Here is a 17,249-nt window from a genome sequence, read left to right as displayed (position 1 = left end):
CCGCGGGCGCGGTGTTGGCCGCGTCCGCGGGGTCGATGTCGTTGTTGTTATGTCAGAAGCTGAAATCGACCTTGGTCCAGAAGGTTCTGCCCGGCTCGTTGACCGGCTGCGGATCGGCGGCCGGATAGCCGAACCCGGCGTTGCCGGCCAGGTTCAGGTGCTCGGCGTAGGTCTTGTCGAACAGGTTGTCGACCCCGGCGCTGAGCTTGAGGTTACGGTTGACCTTGTAGGCCCCGTTGAGCGAGAACACGCCGAATCCGCCGCTCTTTTCGTAGTCCTTGCCGACCACGTTGCCCTGGTTCTGGGCGATGCGGTTCTGCGCCGCCACCAGCCGCCACAGCCCGCCGACGCTCCAGGCGTCGCGACTGTAGGTCAGGCCCAGGCGACTTTCCAGCGGTGGCATCTGCGGCAGCGCCTTGCCGTCGCTGCTGTTTTTGCCCCAGGCGTAGGCCAGGGTGGCGTCGGCCTTCCAGTTGTCGGTCAGCGCATAGGCGGCGCCCAGCTCGCCGCCCATGATGCGTGCATCGATGTTCTGCGCCTGGGTGCTGCTCATGCCCATCATGCCGGTGGGGTAGTCGAACAGGATGTAGTCGCGGATCTGTCCGACATAGCCCGATGCCCAAGCCTCCAGGCGCTCATCCTTGTACTGGATGCCGACGTCGAGCTGGGTGGTCTTCTCCGGCTTGATGGCGTCGAAGGCGTTCACCGCGCCGTTGGGCCCCTGCTTGGGCGAGAACAGCTCCCAGTAGTCGGGGAAGCGTTGGGCGTGGCCCAGGCCGATGTAGGCGGTGGCCGGGATTGCAGCGAGGTCGTGCTCGTAGCGCACGAAGCCGCTGGGCAGGGTGTCGGCGCGGGTGTCGCCGACGGTGGCGCTGGTCTGGCGGAAATCGCGGGCCGAAGCACGGTCCAGGCGGGCGCCGGCGATCAGCCGGTCTTCGCCGGTGGCGTACCAGGTCAGCTCGCTGAACGCCCCGTAGTTGTGGAAGTCGGCGTCCTTGGTCCAGGGCTGGCCCTTGTGGGCGTCGACGCCCATGCCGCCGCGTTTGCGGTGCTCGTTGGTCTGCGCGTCGAGGCCGCTGATCAATTGCACGTCGGCCCAGCGCCAAGTGGCCTTGAGGCGCGCGCCGAGGGTGCGGCGGTCGACGTTGCTGACCATGGGCATGCCCATCATGCCGCGCCCGGACGGGGTACGCAGGCTGTAGTTGTCCATCACGTGGTCGGCGTAGTTGTAGTAGACCTGCGCCTCGACCGTGTCCAGCACCTCGCCCAGGTTGGACTTCTCGAAACGCAGGCCCAGGCTTTCGCGCTTGAATTGCGAGCCGTCCATACCGCGGCCGGCATAGCGCGCCTCGCCATCGCCCTTGCCAGCGGTGAGTTCGAGCAGGGTATCGGCGTCCGGGGTCCAGCCCAGGGTGACGTCGCCATTCCACTTGTCCCAGCGCGACGGCACCGTGTCGCCGTGGCCATCGTGGTAGTCGTCGGCGCGCGACTGGTTGCCGACGAAGCGGGCGTAGCCCTGATCGTTGCCGGCGGCGGCGTCGAGCACCTTGTCGAAGCGGCCGTTGGAGCCGGTCAGCAGGCTGGCATTGACGCGGCTGCCGAGGGTGCCGAACTTTTCCGGCTCGCGCTCGAAGAGGATGGTCCCGGCCGAGCCGCCAGGCCCCCAGATCACGCTCTGCGGGCCTTTGATCACGGTCAGGCGGTCGTAGGTTTCCGGGGAGATGTAGGAGGTCGGCGCGTCCATGCGGTTGGGGCAGGCGCCGAGCATCACGCCGCCGTTGGTGAGGATGTTCAGGCGCGAGCCGAACATGCCGCGCAGCACCGGGTCGCCGTTGGTGCCGCCGGAGCGGATGGCGGAGAAGCCGGGGATGGTCTTGAGGTAGTCGGCGCCGTCGCTGGCCGGCACCGGCTGGCGGGGATCCTTGGGGTTGGTGACCACGGTCAGCGGCGAGCTGGGGGCCACGGCAGTGATCACCGTCGGGCTCAGTTCGGGTGCGTCAGGGTGCGAGTGGTCGGCGGCGACGGCCAGCGCGAGAGGGCTGAGCAGCGAGCCGCAGAACAGGGCGAGGGTGCGCGGTAGCGCAGGGGTACGGGTGCAGCCGGACATAATGATTCCAGTCGATCAGTCGTGAAGACGCGCAAGGCCACCTGGCCTTGGGCATTAAGGGGGTTCAGACGACGATCGACAGGGGCGGCGCACGGCTGCGCGCGCCGGGAAACACGGCATGCAGGGCATGGCCCTGGCGGGTGGGAATGGCGCCCAGGGTGGGCGGCGCCAGGCGGCCGGCACTGAGCGGGCTGAGGGTCTGGGGCAGGGCAGGGCAGTTGAACAGCAGGCTGCAATAGCCGCAGCGTTCCCAGTCGGCGTGCAACTGGCCGTCGTTGCAGTGGTCCTGCGCGGCCGGCTCGGCGTGCGCCATGGGCATGTCCATGGGCATGCTCATGTCCATCGCCATGCCGGCGTGGTGATCCATCGGCAGCGACTGGGAAACCAGCGGCCCGATGAAGATCATCCACATGGCGAACAGGCTCAGCCAGCCGCCACCGACGTGCCTGCGATCAGGGCGGGTGTTGCGGGCTGTGCGTGTGCGCGACAGGCTCATGGCCAGCGCCGATCAGCGGTCAGTGCGCGTGGGTGTGTCCAGCCTGTTCGGCGGGCGGCTGTTTCTGCACCACCACCTGGACGGTGACGTCGCCGGCCTTCTCGAAGTGCAGGGTCAGCGGGAAGCGCTTGCCGTCCTCGAGCAGGCTACGGTCCTTGGGCTGCATCAGCATGACGTGGTAGGCGCTGGGGGCGAACACCACGTCCTTGCCCGCAGGCACCTCGACGCCCTTGACCTGCTGCATCTTCATGGCGCCGGTGGTGGTTTGCACATGCTCGTGCAACTGGGTGTCGTCGCTGATCGGGCTGTCGGCGCCGAGCAGGCGATCGTCGCTGGCGCCGTTGTTGTGCACGACGAAGTAGGCGGCGACGTTAGGGGCGTTGGGCGGTAGTTGCAGCGACCAGGGATGGGCGATATGCAGTTCGCCCACGCTGTATTCGTGGGCGTTGGCGAAGGCGCCGGGCAGCAGCAGGGCGGCCAGGACGAGGGCATGCTTGAGCATTGAATGTTCTCCGGTCTGTCGAGGTTCAGGGACGGCGTCGTGAACTCAGACCAGGGGAGAGGCGCGCGGATTGAGCGCCGGCCACAGTTGGCGCGGCGTCGGCTGGTGCGCGGGCAGTGGCGGTGACTGGGCGAAGCTGCGCCCGGGCGGGCTGTGCAGGTGCGGCGCGTGGCCGGTGAGGGCGAGCGCCGGAGCGCTGCCGGAACAGCACCAGCAGTGTTGCATGCCGGCGTGTTGGTCCTGCTGGCCGAGATCGATCTTGGCCAGGGACTGTACGTCGAACGTGGCCTTGCTCGCCCCGCTGGAGCAGAAGGCACCCCACAGCAACTGCTCGGCCGCACCCTTGGGCGCGGCCGAAGACAGCGGCATGGCCAGCAGGTTGAACAGCACTGCAAGGCAGGCTATCCAGGCAATGTGCCGACGTGGGGTCATGGAAAGATCCGGTCAGGAATCAGGTGGCTATTGTACGGCGCAGTATAGGGAAAAACGCCCCGGTGCGGTGATCTGCCGCAGAGGCGAGTCGCCCCGTCAAACCTTGCCGCGCCCCAGCAGCCCGCGCACGGTTTCCTGCAGGTCCGCCGGTAGCACCACGATCTTCGAATTGTCGCTGCCGGCCAGGTTATCCATGGCGTCGATGTAGCGCTCGCCCAGCAGGTACATGGCGGGGGTGGTTTCGTTACCCACCGCATCGCGCACCAGCGAGATCGCCCGCGCCGAGGCTTCGGCCAGGCTGATCTGTGCTTCGGCATCGAGGCGGGCGGCCTGCAGGCGTGCCTCGGCTTCGAGGATCGCCGCCTGTTTGGCACCTTCGGCGCGGGTCACGTCGGCCTTGCGCTCACGCTCGGCGGCGGCCTGGCGTTCCATGGCCTTCTGCATGTTCTCCGAGGGCTTGATGTCCTGGATCTCCACCGAGCGCACGGTCACGCCCCAGTCTTCGGTCTGCTCGGACATCGCCTCGCGCAGGCGTGCCTTGATCTGCTCGCGGCTGGACAGCGCTTCGTCCAGGTCCATGGCGCCGACGATGGCGCGCAGCGAGGTCATGGTCAGGCTGGTGACGGCGAAGGAGAAATTCTGCACGCCATAGGAGGCTTTCTGCGGGTCCACCACTTTGGCGAAGCACAGGGCATTGGCGACGATCACCGCGTTGTCGCGGGTGATGATTTCCTGCTGCTGCACGTCGAGGATGATGTCCTTGGTCGGCAGGCGATAGGCGACCACGTCCATGTACGGGACGAGGATGTTCAAGCCGGGCTTGAGGGTGCTGTGGTAGCGACCCAGACGCTCGACGATCCACTCCTCGCCCTGGGGGACGATGCGCACGCCCTTGAACACGGTGATCAACACGAACAGCGCGATGGCGCCGACGACGATGAGGCTGGTCATTGCTAGCTTCCTTTCAGTAGAGGTTCAAGGGCGGGTCACCCGCACGATGTTGCCTTCGATGGCGCTCAGGCGCACACGCTCGCCAGCGGCGATGTCGCTGTCGGCGATGCAGGTCCATTCTTCGTTGCCCAGCACGGGCTTCTGAAAACGCACACGGCCTTTCTGGAACTGCGACACGCTGGCGGTGAGCAGGCCGACTTCGCCGATCACGCTGTCGGCGGTCCAGCGCAGGTCAGGCTTCTTGTTGCGAAACACCTTGAACCACAGCAGCGTGGTGACGGAGGACAACGCCACCCACAGCAGCACTTGCATGTCCAGTTGCAGGGCCGGCGCGACCAGGGCGATCAACGCCACCAGCACGGCGCCGATGCCGAACCAGAGAATGAAGAAGGTCGGCAGCACCAGTTCCAGCAGGATCAGCGCGATGCCGAAGACGAGCCAGATCCACCATTGCATTTCCATATGGGCAGGGCCTTGCGGTGAGGGAGGCTGAAGTTTACGGCAGGGGGCAGCGACTGTCTTGTGCCTGAGCTTTGGCAGTGGTGAGGGCGGCGGTGAGCTGGCGTGTTGGGGTCGCCGTTTGGCGTCCTGCAGGTGTGCAGCGCTCGGGATCATGGGGCCGCTGTGCGGCCCAATCGCGACGCAAGGCCCACGCGGGCGTGCAGACTCCAAGAAGTTGAGCAAGACCACGGGTCGGTGGTAGGTGAAAGACAGTTGGCCCCCACCGAGATTGCGCTCGCTTTATTTCCTCGGCACGGCATGCGGAACCGGGTAATCATGCGTTTGTTACTCATCTGCAGCGCATGATTTCCAGAATCCAGCGCGTCTTTTTGTGGGAGCGGCCTTGTGTCGCGATTGGACCGCACAGCGGTCCCGGCAATGGCAGCGGCGAAGCTGAAAACCTGGGACCGCTACGCGGTCCAATCGCGACACAAGGCCGCTCCCACGAGGGCGTGCAGACGCCAATGAATTTGAGCAAAACCGCGGGTCGGTGGTAGGTGAAAGACAGTTGGCTCCCACCGAGATTGCGCTCGCTTTATTTCCTCGGCACGGCATGCGGAACCGGGTAACCATGCGTTTGTTGTTCATCTACAGCGCATGATTTCCAGAATCCAGCGCGTCTTTTTGTGGGAGCGGCCTTGTGTCGCGATTGGACCGCACAGCGGTCCCGGCAATGGCAGCGGCGAAGCTGAAAACCTGGGACCGCTACGCGGTCCAATCGCGACGCAAGGCCGCTCCCACGAGGGCGTGCAGACTCCAGTGAAGTTGAGCAAAACCGCGGGTCGGTGGTAGGTGAAAGACAGTTGGCTCCCACCGAGATTGCGCTCGCTTTATTTCCTCGGCGCGGCATGCGGAACCGGGTAATCATGCGTTTGTTACTCATCTGCAGCGCATGATTTCCAGAATCCAGCGCGTCTTTTTGTGGGAGCGGCCTTGTGTCGCGATTGGACCGCAAAGCGGTCCCGGCAATGGCAGCGGCGAAGCTGAAAACCTGGGACCGTTGCAAGGTCCCAATCGCGACACAAGGCCGCTCCCACGCGGGCGTGCAGACTCCAATGAAGTTGAGCAAAACCGCGGGTCGGTGGTAGGTGAAAGACAGTTGGCTCCCACCGAGATTGCGCTCGCTTTATTTCCTCGGCGCGGCATGCGGAACCGGGTAATCATGCGTTTGTTGTTCATCTACAGCGCATGATTTCCAGAATCCAGCGCGTCTTTTTGTGGGAGCGGCCTTGTGTCGCGATTGGACCGCAAAGCGGTCCAGGCAATGGCAGCGGCGAAGCTGAAAACCTGGGACCGCTACGCGGTCCAATCGCGACACAAGGCCGCTCCCACGCGGGCGTGCAGACTCCAATGAAGTTGAGCAAAACCGCGGGTCGGTGGTAGGTGAAAGACAGTTGGCTCCCACCGAGATTGCGCTCGCTTTATTTCCTCGGCGCGGCATGCGGAACCGGGTAATCATGCGTTTGTTGTTCATCTACAGCGCATGACTTCCAGAATCCAGCGCGTCTTTTTGTGGGAGCGGCCTTGTGTCGCGATTGGACCGCACAGCGGTCCCGGCAATGGCAGCGGCGAAGCTGAAAACCTGGGACCGCTACGCGGTCCAATCGCGACGCAAGGCCGCTCCCACGAGGGCGTGCAGACTCCAATGAAGTTGAGCAAAACCGCGGGTCGGTGGTAGGTGAAAGACAGTTGGCCCCCACCGAGATTGCGCTCGCTTTATTTCCTCGGCGCGGCATGCGGAACCGGGTAATCATGCGTTTGTTGTTCATCTACAGCGCATGACTTCCAGAATCCAGCGCGTCTTTTTGTGGGAGCGGCCTTGTGTCGCGATTGGACCGCAAAGCGGTCCCGGCAATGGCAGCGGCGAAGCTGAAAACCTGGGACCGCTACGCGGTCCAATCGCGACGCAAGGCCGCTCCCACGAGGGCGTGCAGACTCCAAGAAGTTGAGCAAGACCACGGGTCGGTGGTAGGTGAGAGCCCCCCAGGCCAACCAGATCATGGTTGTCATACGAAGCAACACTGCAATCCAACCGCTCAGGCGCACCGCGTCTATCGTCGAACACACCTTCCACAGGAGCGCGACATGGACCGTCCCAGTTCCCATCGGCTACGACGAGGCCGCTTTTCCGAGCCAGGCCGTTTCTATCTGCTGACTACCACCACCCGCAATCGGCTTGCTCTTTTCGACGCCTTCCCGCTCGCCCGGACGGTCATTTCTCAATTGAGACATTCTGACCAAGAGCAGGCCTGCCGCTCGCTGGCCTGGGTGCTGATGCCTGATCACCTGCATTGGTTGATCGAGTTGGGCAATGTGAAACTCGACACACTCATGTGCCGCTTCAAGTCCCGCAGCAGTTGCGCACTGTATCGGGCAGGGGCCCCACGTAGGCCCATCTGGCAGCCAGGCTTCCATGATCGAGCGCTGCGTCGTGAAGACGACCTCAGGGCTGTCGCTCGCTACATCGTTGCCAACCCGCTCCGAGCAGGGCTGGTCAGGCAAGCGGGTGATTATCCGCATTGGGATTGCGTGTGGTTGTGAGCCCGGCAGTACTCACCTGCCCAGGCTTCACAACCCCAACGCCTCACTCAGCGCCGCCACCGACTCGAACAGTCGATCCACTGTCGGCAGCGGCGGGCGCTTGAGCACCAGGACCGGCACCCCGCGCTCGCGGGCCACTTGCAGTTTCGGCTCGGTGGCAGCGCTGCCGCTGTTCTTGCTGACCAGCACGTCGATCTGCCGTCGTGCGAACAGCGCCCGCTCGTCTTCCAGGTGAAACGGCCCGCGTGCGCCGATCACTTCGCAGCGCGCGTTGCCCGGACAGGCTTCCAGGGCGCGCAGGGTCCAGAACTGCTGCGGCGGAATGGCCTGCAAATGTTGCAGCGGCTCGCGCCCGAGGGTGAACAGGGGTCGCTGAAACGGCGCCAGGGCGTCGATCAGCGCTGCCCAGTCGGCCACCTCACGCCAGTCGTCTCCCGGCTGAGCCTGCCACGCCGGACGCCGCAGCGCCCAGCAGGTCACCCCGGCCGCCTGCGCGGCGCGTGCCGCGTTGGCGCTGATCTGCGCGGCATAAGGGTGGGTGGCGTCGATCAGCAGGCTGATGCGTTCGGCTTTCAGGTACGCCGCCAGCCCTTCGGCGCCGCCATAGCCGCCCACGCGCACCTGGCAGGTCAGGTCATCGGGCACACGACCGATGCCGGCCAGGCTGTAGACGTGCTGCGGGCCCAGGCGCCTGGCGATGGCCAGGGCCTCGGTGATGCCGCCGAGCAAAAGAATACGCTCGCTCATTGCACACCTGCCGTGCCGACCACACCGCCCTGGCGGTCGATGGCGAACACCTCCACCTGCACCTGCGTCGGCACCACGCTGCGGGCGAACGCCAGGGCGTGGGCGCAGACCGCATCGCCCAGGGCGACACCCGCCGCATGGGCCAGCGCCAGCGCCTGCTGGCTGGTGTTGGCGGCGACGATGGCGTCTTGCAGCGCGGCGGGCGCGCCGATGTCCGCTGCCCAGCCGGCCAACTGCGGCAGGTCGATGCTCGAGTGGCGGCTGTGCAGGTCCATGTGCCCGGCGGCGAGCTTGCTGATCTTGCCGAAGCCGCCGCACAGGGTCAGGCGTGCCACTGGCACTTTGCGCACATGCTTGAGCACCGCGCCGACGAAGTCGCCCATCTCGATCAAGGCCATTTCCGGCAGGCCGTAGATCCGCCGCATGGTGTCCTCGCTGGCGTTGCCCGTGCATGCGGCGATGTGCGTGCAGCCGTTGCTGTGGGCGACATCGATGCCCTGGTGGATCGAGGCGATGTAGGCCGCGCAGGAAAACGGCCGGACGATGCCGCTGGTGCCCAGGATCGACAGCCCGCCCAGGATGCCCAGGCGCGGGTTCATGGTCTTGAGCGCCAGCGCCGCGCCACCCTGCACGTTGACCGTGACCTCGAACCCACCGGCATAGGCGCAGGCCTCGGCCAACTGTTGCAGGTGTTCGCCGATCATCCGCCGCGGCACCGGGTTGATCGCCGGCTCGCCCACCGCCAGCACCAGGCCGGGGCGGGTGACGGTGCCCACGCCCTCGCCGGCGACGAAGCGCACGCCGGGCTGTTCGATCAGCCGCACCTGGCTGTAGAGCAGGGCGCCATGGGTCACGTCCGGGTCGTCGCCGGCATCTTTCAGGGTGCCGGCTTCGGCGCGCTCGGCATCGCGCCGGCAGAATTCCAGGCGCATCTGCACCTGCTTGCCCTTGGGCAGGGTGATCTGTACCGCATCGCTGGTCTGGCCGGTCAGCAACAGGCGCGCCGCCGCCAAGCTGGTGGCCGTGGCGCAGCTACCGGTGGTCAGGCCGCTGCGCAGCGGCGCCGGTTCTTCACGGGTTTCTTCACGCATCGACGGGCTTGACCACCTCGAGCAGGGTAATCGGCAGGGCTTGGCGCCAGGTGTCGAAGCTGCCCAGGGCCTGGGCCTGGGCCACATGCAGGCGGGTCAACTCGCCGCCGTGCGCTTCGCGGAACTGCGCCAGGGCCAGCTCGCTCTGCAAGGTCACGGCATTGGCCACCAGCCGCCCGCCGGGGCGCAGGCGCTCCCAGCACACCGGCAGTACGCCCTCGCCCGTGACACCGCCGCCAATGAAGATGGCATCGGGGCGCTCCAGCGCGGCCAGGGCCTGCGGCGCCTTGCCACGAATCAGTTGCAGACCCGGCACGCCGAGCTGGTCGCGGTTGAATTCGATGAAGCCCTGTCGGCCTTCGTCGGCCTCGATGGCCAGGGCGCGGCAACTGGGGTGGGCGCGCATCCATTCGATGCCGATCGAGCCACAGCCGGCACCGACATCCCACAACAGCTCACCCGGCTGCGGCGCCAGACGCGCCAGGGTGATGGCGCGCACGTCGCGCTTGGTCAACTGACCGTCGTGGCGAAAGGCACTGTCGGGCAGACCGCTGACCGGTGACAAGCGCGGCGTGTCGGGCGCGGCCTGGCAGTCGATGGCGACCAGGTTGAGCGCGGCGCTGCTGCCCGCTGGCCACGCGTCGGCGGTGCCGCTCAGGCAGCGTTCGGCCGCCCCGCCCAAGTGCTCGAACACCTGCAGGCGACTGGGGCCGAAACCGCGTTCGCAGAGCAACCGGGCGATGGCGGTCGGGCTGTCGCCGTCATTGCTCAGCACCAGCAGGCGCACGCCGCTGTAGAGGTGGGCATTGAGCGCCGCCAGTGGCCGCGCCACCCCCGAGACCACCTGCACCTCCTGCAAAGGCCAGCCCAGGCGCGCGGCGGCCAGGGCGCAGGAGGAGGGCATCGACAGCACCTGCATCTGCTCGGCCGGCACCTGGCGCGCCAGGCTCGCGCCGACGCCGTAGAACATCGGGTCGCCGCTGGCCAGCACGCACACCGGCTCGCCGCGCCGGGCCAGCACCGGCGCCAGGGAGAACGGGCTGGGCCAGGGCTGGCGCTGGCCGACCACGCAGCGCGGCAGCAACGCCAACTGGCGCGGGCTGCCGAAGATCGTCGGTGCGCCCAGCAGTGCGCGCCGGGCCTGTTTACCCAGGCCGCTGAAACCGTCTTCGCCGATGCCTACTACTGTCAGCCAGGGGGCCATGTGATGCTTCCGTTGGGTTGAGGGGCACGATCAGCGTCAGCGCGATTTCCACGACCGGCTCGACCACCGGCTTTTCATGCCGCCGGACAAAGCAGGCATAATACCGCGCCTTCCCTCCACAAGCGCGCCTTGACGATTGCCGGACACCCTCTTGAAGCCAAGCCCCACCCCCCGCGCTGCACCGCGTCCCTCGGCCTGTCCGGGGTTGTGGCGCATCGTCGCCGCGCGCGATGGCGGTATCTGCCGGATCAAGTTGCCCGGCGGGCGTTTGCTGGCTGCCCAGGCCGAGGCCGTGGCCGACGCCGCCGAGCGCTACGCCTCGGGCGTGATCGAGGCGACCAACCGCGCCAACCTGCAAATCCGCGGCATCGGCGCGCAGCACCTGGCGCTGATCGAGCACCTGCTGGCTGCCGGGCTGGGGCCGCGCGAGGCCGCTGGCGACGATGTCCGCAACCTGATGCTCAGCCCACTGGCCGGCCTCGATCCGGCCAGCGTCGTGGATGTTCGCCCGCTGGCCGCGCAACTCTTGCAGATGCTGGAAACCACCCCGCGCCTGCATGCGCTGTCGGCCAAGTTCGCCGTGCAGTTGGACGGCGGCGAGGACCTGGCGATGCTGGCTCACCCCCATGATCTGTGGCTGTCGGCCCTCACCCTCGACGGCGAGCCCTGGCTGGCCTTCGGCCTGGCCGGCTGTCCGGGCGAGGATCCGCCGCTGGGGGCCGTGCCGTTCGACCAGGGGTTGGCGCTGGTGCAGGCCGTACTGGAACGCTTTCTCGACCTGGCCAGCCCTGAGCAGACGCGCATGCGCCACCTGCTGCAGACCTGTCCGGCGCAAGCCTTCGTCGCCGGCCTGGGCCTGCCGATTCGTCACGATGCCGCCGTACTCAACTGGCGCCGTCCGGCGAGTCAGGCGCGCTGGCTCGGCGCGCTGGCCCAGCGTCACGGCGTGGCCCTGGGCGTCGCGCCGCCGCTGGGACGCCTGACTCCAGACATGCTGCGCGGCGCGGCACACTTCGCCCGTCTGGTCGGAGACGGCAGCCTGCACCTGACACCCTGGCAAAGCCTGGTACTGCCGAACCTCGACCCCACGCAGCTCATCGACGCCCAGGCGGCGCTGGCCGAGCTGGGCCTGATCGACGCTGCGCAGCAGCCGCTGGCCCGCCTCGCGGCCTGCACCGGTTCCAGCGGCTGTGCCCGCGGCCTGGCCGACACCAAGGCCGATGCCCGGCTGCTCGCCGGCCGGTTGCACCACGGCGTCCCGGCCAGCGTGCACCTGACCGGCTGTCCGCGCTCCTGCGCCATGGCCCACGTGGCCCCGGCGACCTTGCTGGCCCGCGCGCCCGGACGCTACGACCTCTATCTGCGCGACGCGCGCCTGCCCGGCTTCGGCCGCTTGCGCGCCTGCGACCTTACCCCAGAAGAAGCAGGCGCCATGCTCGACCTGCCGACGGAGCACCTTGATGATTGACTACATCCGCGATGGTCAGGAGATCTATCGCAATTCCTTCCGCATCATCCGCGAGGAGGCCCGCCTGGAGCGGATTCCCGCCGACCTGGAAAAGCTCGCCGTGCGCGTGATCCATGCCTGCGGCATGGTCGAGGCCATCGATGGCCTGCAGTTTTCTGCCGGCGCGGGTCTGGCCGGACGCCAGGCCCTGGCCAACGGCGCGCCGATCCTGTGCGATGCGCACATGGTCGCCGAGGGCATCACCCGCGCCCGCCTGCCGGCCAATAACCCGGTGATCTGCACCCTGCGCGACCCGCGCGTGCCGGACATGGCCAAGGCGGCCGGCAACACCCGCTCCGCGCTGGCCCTGGAGCTGTGGCGCCCGCACCTGGCCGGCAGCGTGGTGGTGATCGGCAATGCCCCCACTGCACTGTTCTACCTGCTGGAAATGCTCGATGCCGGGGCGCCCAAGCCCGCACTGATCCTGGGCTTCCCGGTGGGCTTCGTCGGCGCTGCCGAGTCCAAGGCCATGCTCGCCGCCGACAGCCGTGGCGTGCCCTTCGTGATCATGCAGGGCCGCCTGGGCGGCAGCGCCATGGCCGCAGCGGCGGTCAACGCACTGGCCACGGAGGTGGAATGATGCAGGCACGCGGACGTCTGCTCGGGCTGGGCGTAGGCCCCGGCGATCCCGAGCTGATCACGGTCAAGGCGCTGCGCCTGCTGCGTGAGGCGCAGGTGGTGGCCTACTTCGTGGCCAAGGGCAAGCGCGGCAACGCCTTCGGCATCATCGAGGGGCACTTGCAGGCGCAGCAGACGCTGCTGCCGCTGGTGTACCCGGTGACCACCGAGGCGCTGCCGGCGCCGTTGTCGTACGAACAGGTGATCAGCGACTTCTACGACGAAGCCAGCGTGCAGGTGGCCGAACACCTGGAGGCCGGCCGCGACGTGGCGGTGATCTGCGAGGGCGATCCGTTCTTCTACGGCTCGTACATGTACTTGCACGACCGCCTCGCCCAGCGCTACGAAGCCCAGGTAATCCCAGGCGTGTGCTCGATGCTTGGCGGCGCCTCGGTGCTGGGCGCGCCGTTGGTGTACCGCAACCAGACCCTGACCGTGCTCTCTGGCGTGCTGCCCCACGCCGAGCTCAAGCGGCGCCTGGCCGACGCCGACGCGGCGGTGATCATGAAGCTGGGCCGCAACTTCCCCAAGGTGCGCGAGGTGCTCGCCGAGCTGGGCCTGGATGGCCGCGCCCTGTACGTGGAGCGCGCGACCATGGCCAACCAGAAGATCGTCGCGCTCGATGCGGTCGATCCGCAGTCCTCGCCGTATTTCTCGCTGATCGTGGTGCCGGGGGAAAAATGGCAGGGATGAACACGCAGGCGATGGCCATCGTCGTGCTCGGCCAGGGCAGCCTGGCCACCGCCCGGCGCCTGCAGCAGCGTTATCCACAGGCACGCATTCATGGCCTGAGTGGGCGTGTGGAAGGCGTCGATCACCTGTATGCCTCGTTCGGCGACACCCTGCGCGCGCTGTACCGCGCGGGCGTGCCGATCATCGCCCTGTGCGCGGCCGGCATCGTCATTCGCAGCCTCGCCGCCGTGCTCGACGAAAAGGGCAGCGAGCCGCCGGTGCTGGCGGTGGCCGAGGACGGCAGCGCAGTGGTGCCGCTGCTCGGTGGCCTGAGCGGGGTCAATGGGCTGGCCCGCGAGCTTGGCGAGGCGCTGGGGGTGGCTGCGGCGATCACCACCAGCGGCGAACTGCGCTTCGGCACCTGCCTGCTCAACCCGCCGCCCGGTTACGCCTTGGCCGACCTGGAGCAGGGCAAGCGTTTCGTCTCCGACCTGCTGGCCGGCGAGCCGCTGCGCATCGAAGGCGCGGCGCCTTGGCTGGCCCAGGCCCCACTGACCCAGGCCGACGACGCACGCCTGACCTTGCACGTGGGCTGCACGGCGCGCCCGGCCAGCCGCGATGAACTGCTGATCCACCCGCGTTCGGTGCTGGTGGCGGTGGACGAGACCCCGCCCGAACTGGCGCGGCGCGTGCGTGAGGCGCTGGCGGCGGCGAACATCGCCCAGGCGTCGCTGGCCTGCCTGCTGGCGAGCGAACCGGCGATGGCCGAACCCGCCGTGCACGAGGCGGCCCGCGAACTGGGCGTGATCCTGCGCTTCGCCCCGGCAGGCGTCAGCGTCAGCGAGAGGGCGCAGCAAGCGCTGGCCGGTGCGCACGTGATCGAGCAGGACGGCCTGGCCATCGCCGTGGCCGCCGCGCCGTTCGATGCGCAGCAGATTGGCCGGGGCCGTGGTCGTCTGGCGGTGATCGGCCTGGGCCCCGGCGCGGCCGAGCTGATGGTGCCGGCGGTCAAGGCCGAGCTGGCCCGCGCCGAGGATGTGCTGGGCTACGAGACCTATGTGCGCATGGCCGGTCCTTTCCGCGACGACCAGGTGCTGCACTGCACCGACAACCGCGAAGAGATGCAGCGCGCACGGCATGCCTTCGCGCTGGCGGCGCAGGGGCGTTCGGTGGTGGTGGTGTCGTCGGGCGATCCGGGGGTGTTCGCCATGGCCGCCGCCGTGCTCGAAGCGCTGCATGAGTCCGACGACCCGGCCTGGCACCGGGTCGAGCTGCAGATCCTGCCCGGTGTCTCGGCCTCGCTGGCCACCGCTGCTCAGGCGGGCGCGCCGCTGGGGCACGACTTCTGCGTGCTGTCGCTGTCGGACAACCTCAAGCCCTGGTCGATCATCGAAACCCGTCTGGACCTGGCGGCCCAGGCCGATCTGGTGCTGGCGTTCTACAACCCCATCTCCAAGGCCCGCCCCTGGCAACTGGGCCAGGCCCTGGACGTCGTGCGCCGTCACCGCGACGGTCGCACGCCGGTGGTGCTGGGGCGTGACATCGGCCGCCCGGGACAGACGCTGAAGGTGGTGACGCTCGCCGAGCTGCTGCCGGAGATGGTCGACATGCGCACCATGGTGCTGGTCGGTTCGTCCACCACCTGCGTATTCCAGCATCCGGGCGGCGTGCAGTGGGTGTACACCCCGCGCTGGTACCCCCCGCACGGCTGACCGCAGAGGAACTCCTTCAGCGCGCCACGCCAGGCGGCGCCTGGCTAACGTGGTGGTCCCTGATGTGCAGGGACCATCCCAAGGAGTTTTCAAATGAGCGACGACAAAACCAGCGCCGATGCCGGCTTGCTGGTCGAAGGCAACCTGTTGGCCTGCGGTGCGGGCATGTCCGATCAGCACCGCCAGGATGTGAAGAACGCTTTCCACTTCGCCACCCTTGCCGCAGACAAGGTGCTGGACATCGAAAAGGATGGCAAGGCGTGGTACGACAAGTTCCTCGACGCCATGCGTGACGTCGGTTTCACCACCCCCAAGCGCAGCTTCGAGATGGAAACATCCACCGAGCTCAGCGTCACCCTAGGCGCGGTGGCCGTGCGCGTCATCGGCGCGGCTGGCAGTGCCCTGCTCGGCGGCACTGCGGTGGGCGCGCTGGCGAAGAAGGCGTTCGACAAGCTCACCACGGTGGAGAGCGACACTCGCATCGTCTACCACAAGAAGAAGAGCAAGGACCGCGGCGTGGTGGGCATGGCCGCCTGCGTGGAAACCGCCAAGGGCGATGTGGTCATGGTCATGAGCTGCGTGCAATCGACCGCGCCGAACATCGACGATGACGTGCTGGGTGTGCAGTTCAAGCTCGACACGTCGGATTACTACGCCGGTCAGGCTGTACTGACCCTCAACAGCTTCGTCTACGAAAAGGTGCGCGCCACCCTCGAGGAAAAGCTCGGCGTGCGCAGTGTCGAGAACGTCCTGCAGTACGACATCTGATCCAGGCGCGGCGTCCGTGGGCGCCGCGTTACCGAGTCCGTCCAGACGAGAACTACCGCCATGACCAATCACGATCACAGCGTGCTGCTGGTCGGCCACAGCGTCGTGCTGATGCCGCCGGACAGCGCGCCGCAGTCGCGCGCCGATGCCCTCGATTCACTGCAGTACTGTCAGTTGCTGGCCTGCAAGCAGGCTGGCGAGCGCTTCGACCATCCCGACGCCTGGGCGGCGGCCTATCGCCAGGCGTTCGCTGCGCTGAGCTGGATCCGCACCGTCAACTTGCACGAACAGCTCACCTTGGGCGCCGACGGTCTGGGCGCTGATGACGCACCCTTGGCCACTTGGTTCAAGCAGCGTCAGATCGCGCTCGATGCACTGAGAGAGACGGTCGCCGACCGCGTCTGCGGCCATGCGGCGGGCCTCGATCATCTCCTGCGTTTTGCCGTGCGCCAGCAGGCCGACCGTGCGGACGTGAGCGTCGAGTTCGCGCTGCTCGGCAGCGGTCCGAGCCTGGATCTGTGCAGCGTAGCGTGGCGCAGCGAGCAGCCGGTGACCCGCGACGCTTTCGCGGCGGCCTTGCGCCACCTGCCGTCCAGTGTCGAGGTGAGCCTGCGCGCGATGTCATTGAACCTGAACACTCAAGCCTTCGCGTCACGCCGCGCCGCCCTGCGTGGTCTGGTCGAGCAGAAGGAGCGCGATCAGCCACGGCGCCTGGAACTGGGAGTGAGCAGTCATGAGTGAGCACAATGCTGCCGTGATCGGCGCCGGAGTGGTGTCGTTCCTTCCGGGCCTGTCGCTGGCGCAGAAGGACAAGGTGAAACTGGCGCTGGCGCTGGCCGAGCGTGCGACCCAGGGTGCGTTCGAAGAGGGCCTGGTGCAGGACTGGTTCGCCTACTACCGCAACCAGTTGAAGTTCATGGGCTGGGACGCGGTGACCGCCGAGCAGATCCATTGGCCGGACGATTCACGAACCGAGCAGGTGGACAAGGTGCTGAGCCTGATCGCCAAGACCGCCGGCGGCCATTTCGCCGATGCGGTACAACTGTCGCTGGCCAAGCTGCTGGGCAACCCCAAGCCGCTGGCCACCCTCGAGCACCACGCCCAGGCGCGCCAGCACTTCCAGCTACTGCCCTGCGCCCCGGCCGGCGAGCACCGCGTGGACATGGTGCTATATCACGAGATCGACACCCGCGATGTCTGGAGCGCTGGCTTCCTCACCCGCCAGCGCACCCTGAAAAACGTCCGCGCCGAACTCGTGCGCTTCAACCTACTGGCTTTCGAGCACAGTCACCTGCCCAAAGTGCAGCAACGCGTGGTCGAGGTTTCACTCAACCGCATCCTCGATTACGACCTCTAATTGCTTGCAGCTTGCAGCTTGCAGCTTGCAGCTTGCAGCTTGC

The 17,249-nt window shown here is 67.3% G+C and carries 17 protein-coding genes; 8 read left to right on the top strand and 9 right to left on the bottom strand.

What is annotated here, in order from left to right:
• Positions 1–52: 52 nt before the first annotated feature.
• The 6 genes from ACK2SD_RS21665 to ACK2SD_RS21640 form a co-directional block, all read right to left on the bottom strand.
• Positions 53–2,107, bottom strand: coding sequence for a TonB-dependent copper receptor (locus tag ACK2SD_RS21665; protein WP_412460812.1), 2,055 nt, complete (start codon positions 2,105–2,107; stop codon positions 53–55).
• A gap of 64 nt (positions 2,108–2,171) precedes the next feature.
• Entirely contained in the window at positions 2,172–2,603 is a 432-nt protein-coding gene (locus ACK2SD_RS21660; protein WP_412460811.1) for a DUF2946 domain-containing protein, read from the bottom strand.
• Positions 2,604–2,622: 19 nt separating this feature from the next.
• Positions 2,623–3,105 (bottom strand): copper chaperone PCu(A)C, encoded by a 483-nt coding sequence (locus tag ACK2SD_RS21655; protein ID WP_412460810.1) that lies wholly within the window; start codon positions 3,103–3,105, stop codon positions 2,623–2,625.
• Between the two features lie 45 nt (positions 3,106–3,150).
• Entirely contained in the window at positions 3,151–3,537 is a 387-nt protein-coding gene (locus ACK2SD_RS21650; RefSeq protein ID WP_039582921.1) for a DUF2946 domain-containing protein, read from the bottom strand.
• A gap of 96 nt (positions 3,538–3,633) precedes the next feature.
• On the bottom strand, positions 3,634–4,488 hold the full coding sequence (locus tag ACK2SD_RS21645; protein ID WP_039582922.1) for an SPFH domain-containing protein: 855 nt from the start codon (positions 4,486–4,488) through the stop codon (positions 3,634–3,636).
• A 24-nt stretch (positions 4,489–4,512) separates the two neighbouring features.
• Positions 4,513–4,950 carry an NfeD family protein gene (locus ACK2SD_RS21640; protein WP_029613677.1) on the bottom strand — a complete coding sequence of 146 codons (438 nt, stop codon included), beginning with the start codon at positions 4,948–4,950 and terminating at the stop codon, positions 4,513–4,515.
• A gap of 2,124 nt (positions 4,951–7,074) precedes the next feature.
• On the opposite strand from ACK2SD_RS21640, the gene ACK2SD_RS21635 reads away from it, so the two are divergent.
• The gene (locus ACK2SD_RS21635) at positions 7,075–7,530 is read left to right on the top strand and encodes an REP-associated tyrosine transposase (RefSeq protein ID WP_304485283.1); all 456 of its coding nucleotides are present in this window, start codon (positions 7,075–7,077) and stop codon (positions 7,528–7,530) included.
• Between the two features lie 27 nt (positions 7,531–7,557).
• Here ACK2SD_RS21635 and ACK2SD_RS21630 read toward each other — a convergent pair whose 3' ends face one another.
• Genes ACK2SD_RS21630 through cbiE form a run of 3 tightly spaced genes read right to left on the bottom strand, consistent with a single transcriptional unit; the run spans position 7,558 to position 10,572 of the window.
• Positions 7,558–8,277 (bottom strand): cobalt-precorrin-6A reductase, encoded by a 720-nt coding sequence (locus ACK2SD_RS21630; protein ID WP_412460809.1) that lies wholly within the window; start codon positions 8,275–8,277, stop codon positions 7,558–7,560.
• Positions 8,274–9,368: a cobalt-precorrin-5B (C(1))-methyltransferase gene (locus tag ACK2SD_RS21625; protein ID WP_412460808.1), complete on the bottom strand. Its 1,095-nt coding sequence runs from the start codon at positions 9,366–9,368 to the stop codon at positions 8,274–8,276. The genes ACK2SD_RS21630 and ACK2SD_RS21625 overlap by 4 nt, the downstream gene beginning before the upstream one ends.
• Positions 9,361–10,572, bottom strand: a complete 1,212-nt coding sequence (gene cbiE / locus ACK2SD_RS21620) for a precorrin-6y C5,15-methyltransferase (decarboxylating) subunit CbiE (RefSeq protein WP_412460807.1) — start codon at positions 10,570–10,572, stop codon at positions 9,361–9,363. The genes ACK2SD_RS21625 and cbiE overlap by 8 nt, the downstream gene beginning before the upstream one ends.
• A gap of 151 nt (positions 10,573–10,723) precedes the next feature.
• Here cbiE and cobG point away from each other — a divergent pair, with 151 nt between their 5' ends.
• The 7 genes from cobG to ACK2SD_RS21585 all read left to right on the top strand — a co-directional run bounded on the left by cobG (position 10,724) and on the right by ACK2SD_RS21585 (position 17,206).
• Positions 10,724–12,040 (top strand): precorrin-3B synthase, encoded by a 1,317-nt coding sequence (gene cobG, locus ACK2SD_RS21615; protein WP_412460806.1) that lies wholly within the window; start codon positions 10,724–10,726, stop codon positions 12,038–12,040.
• A complete protein-coding gene (locus tag ACK2SD_RS21610) occupies positions 12,033–12,659 on the top strand; it encodes a precorrin-8X methylmutase (protein WP_039582945.1) in 627 nt (208 codons plus the stop codon). Before cobG ends, ACK2SD_RS21610 begins: the two co-directional genes overlap by 8 nt.
• The gene (locus ACK2SD_RS21605; RefSeq protein ID WP_295481577.1) at positions 12,656–13,390 is read left to right on the top strand and encodes a precorrin-2 C(20)-methyltransferase; all 735 of its coding nucleotides are present in this window, start codon (positions 12,656–12,658) and stop codon (positions 13,388–13,390) included. The genes ACK2SD_RS21610 and ACK2SD_RS21605 overlap by 4 nt, the downstream gene beginning before the upstream one ends.
• Positions 13,378–15,081, top strand: a complete 1,704-nt coding sequence (gene cobJ / locus ACK2SD_RS21600) for a precorrin-3B C(17)-methyltransferase (protein WP_412460805.1) — start codon at positions 13,378–13,380, stop codon at positions 15,079–15,081. The genes ACK2SD_RS21605 and cobJ overlap by 13 nt, the downstream gene beginning before the upstream one ends.
• Positions 15,082–15,174: 93 nt before the next feature.
• Entirely contained in the window at positions 15,175–15,849 is a 675-nt protein-coding gene (locus ACK2SD_RS21595) for a hypothetical protein (protein WP_295481581.1), read from the top strand.
• 60 nt (positions 15,850–15,909) lie between these two features.
• Positions 15,910–16,590: a hypothetical protein gene (locus ACK2SD_RS21590; RefSeq protein ID WP_412460804.1), complete on the top strand. Its 681-nt coding sequence runs from the start codon at positions 15,910–15,912 to the stop codon at positions 16,588–16,590.
• Positions 16,583–17,206 (top strand): hypothetical protein, encoded by a 624-nt coding sequence (locus ACK2SD_RS21585; RefSeq protein WP_412460803.1) that lies wholly within the window; start codon positions 16,583–16,585, stop codon positions 17,204–17,206. The genes ACK2SD_RS21590 and ACK2SD_RS21585 overlap by 8 nt, the downstream gene beginning before the upstream one ends.
• Positions 17,207–17,249 lie beyond the last annotated feature (43 nt).

It is taken from the genome of Pseudomonas sp. SC11, from assembly GCF_047039205.1.
Taxonomy (GTDB): domain Bacteria; phylum Pseudomonadota; class Gammaproteobacteria; order Pseudomonadales; family Pseudomonadaceae; genus Aquipseudomonas; species Aquipseudomonas boreofloridensis.
This window is presented reverse-complemented; position numbering and strand designations above follow the sequence as displayed.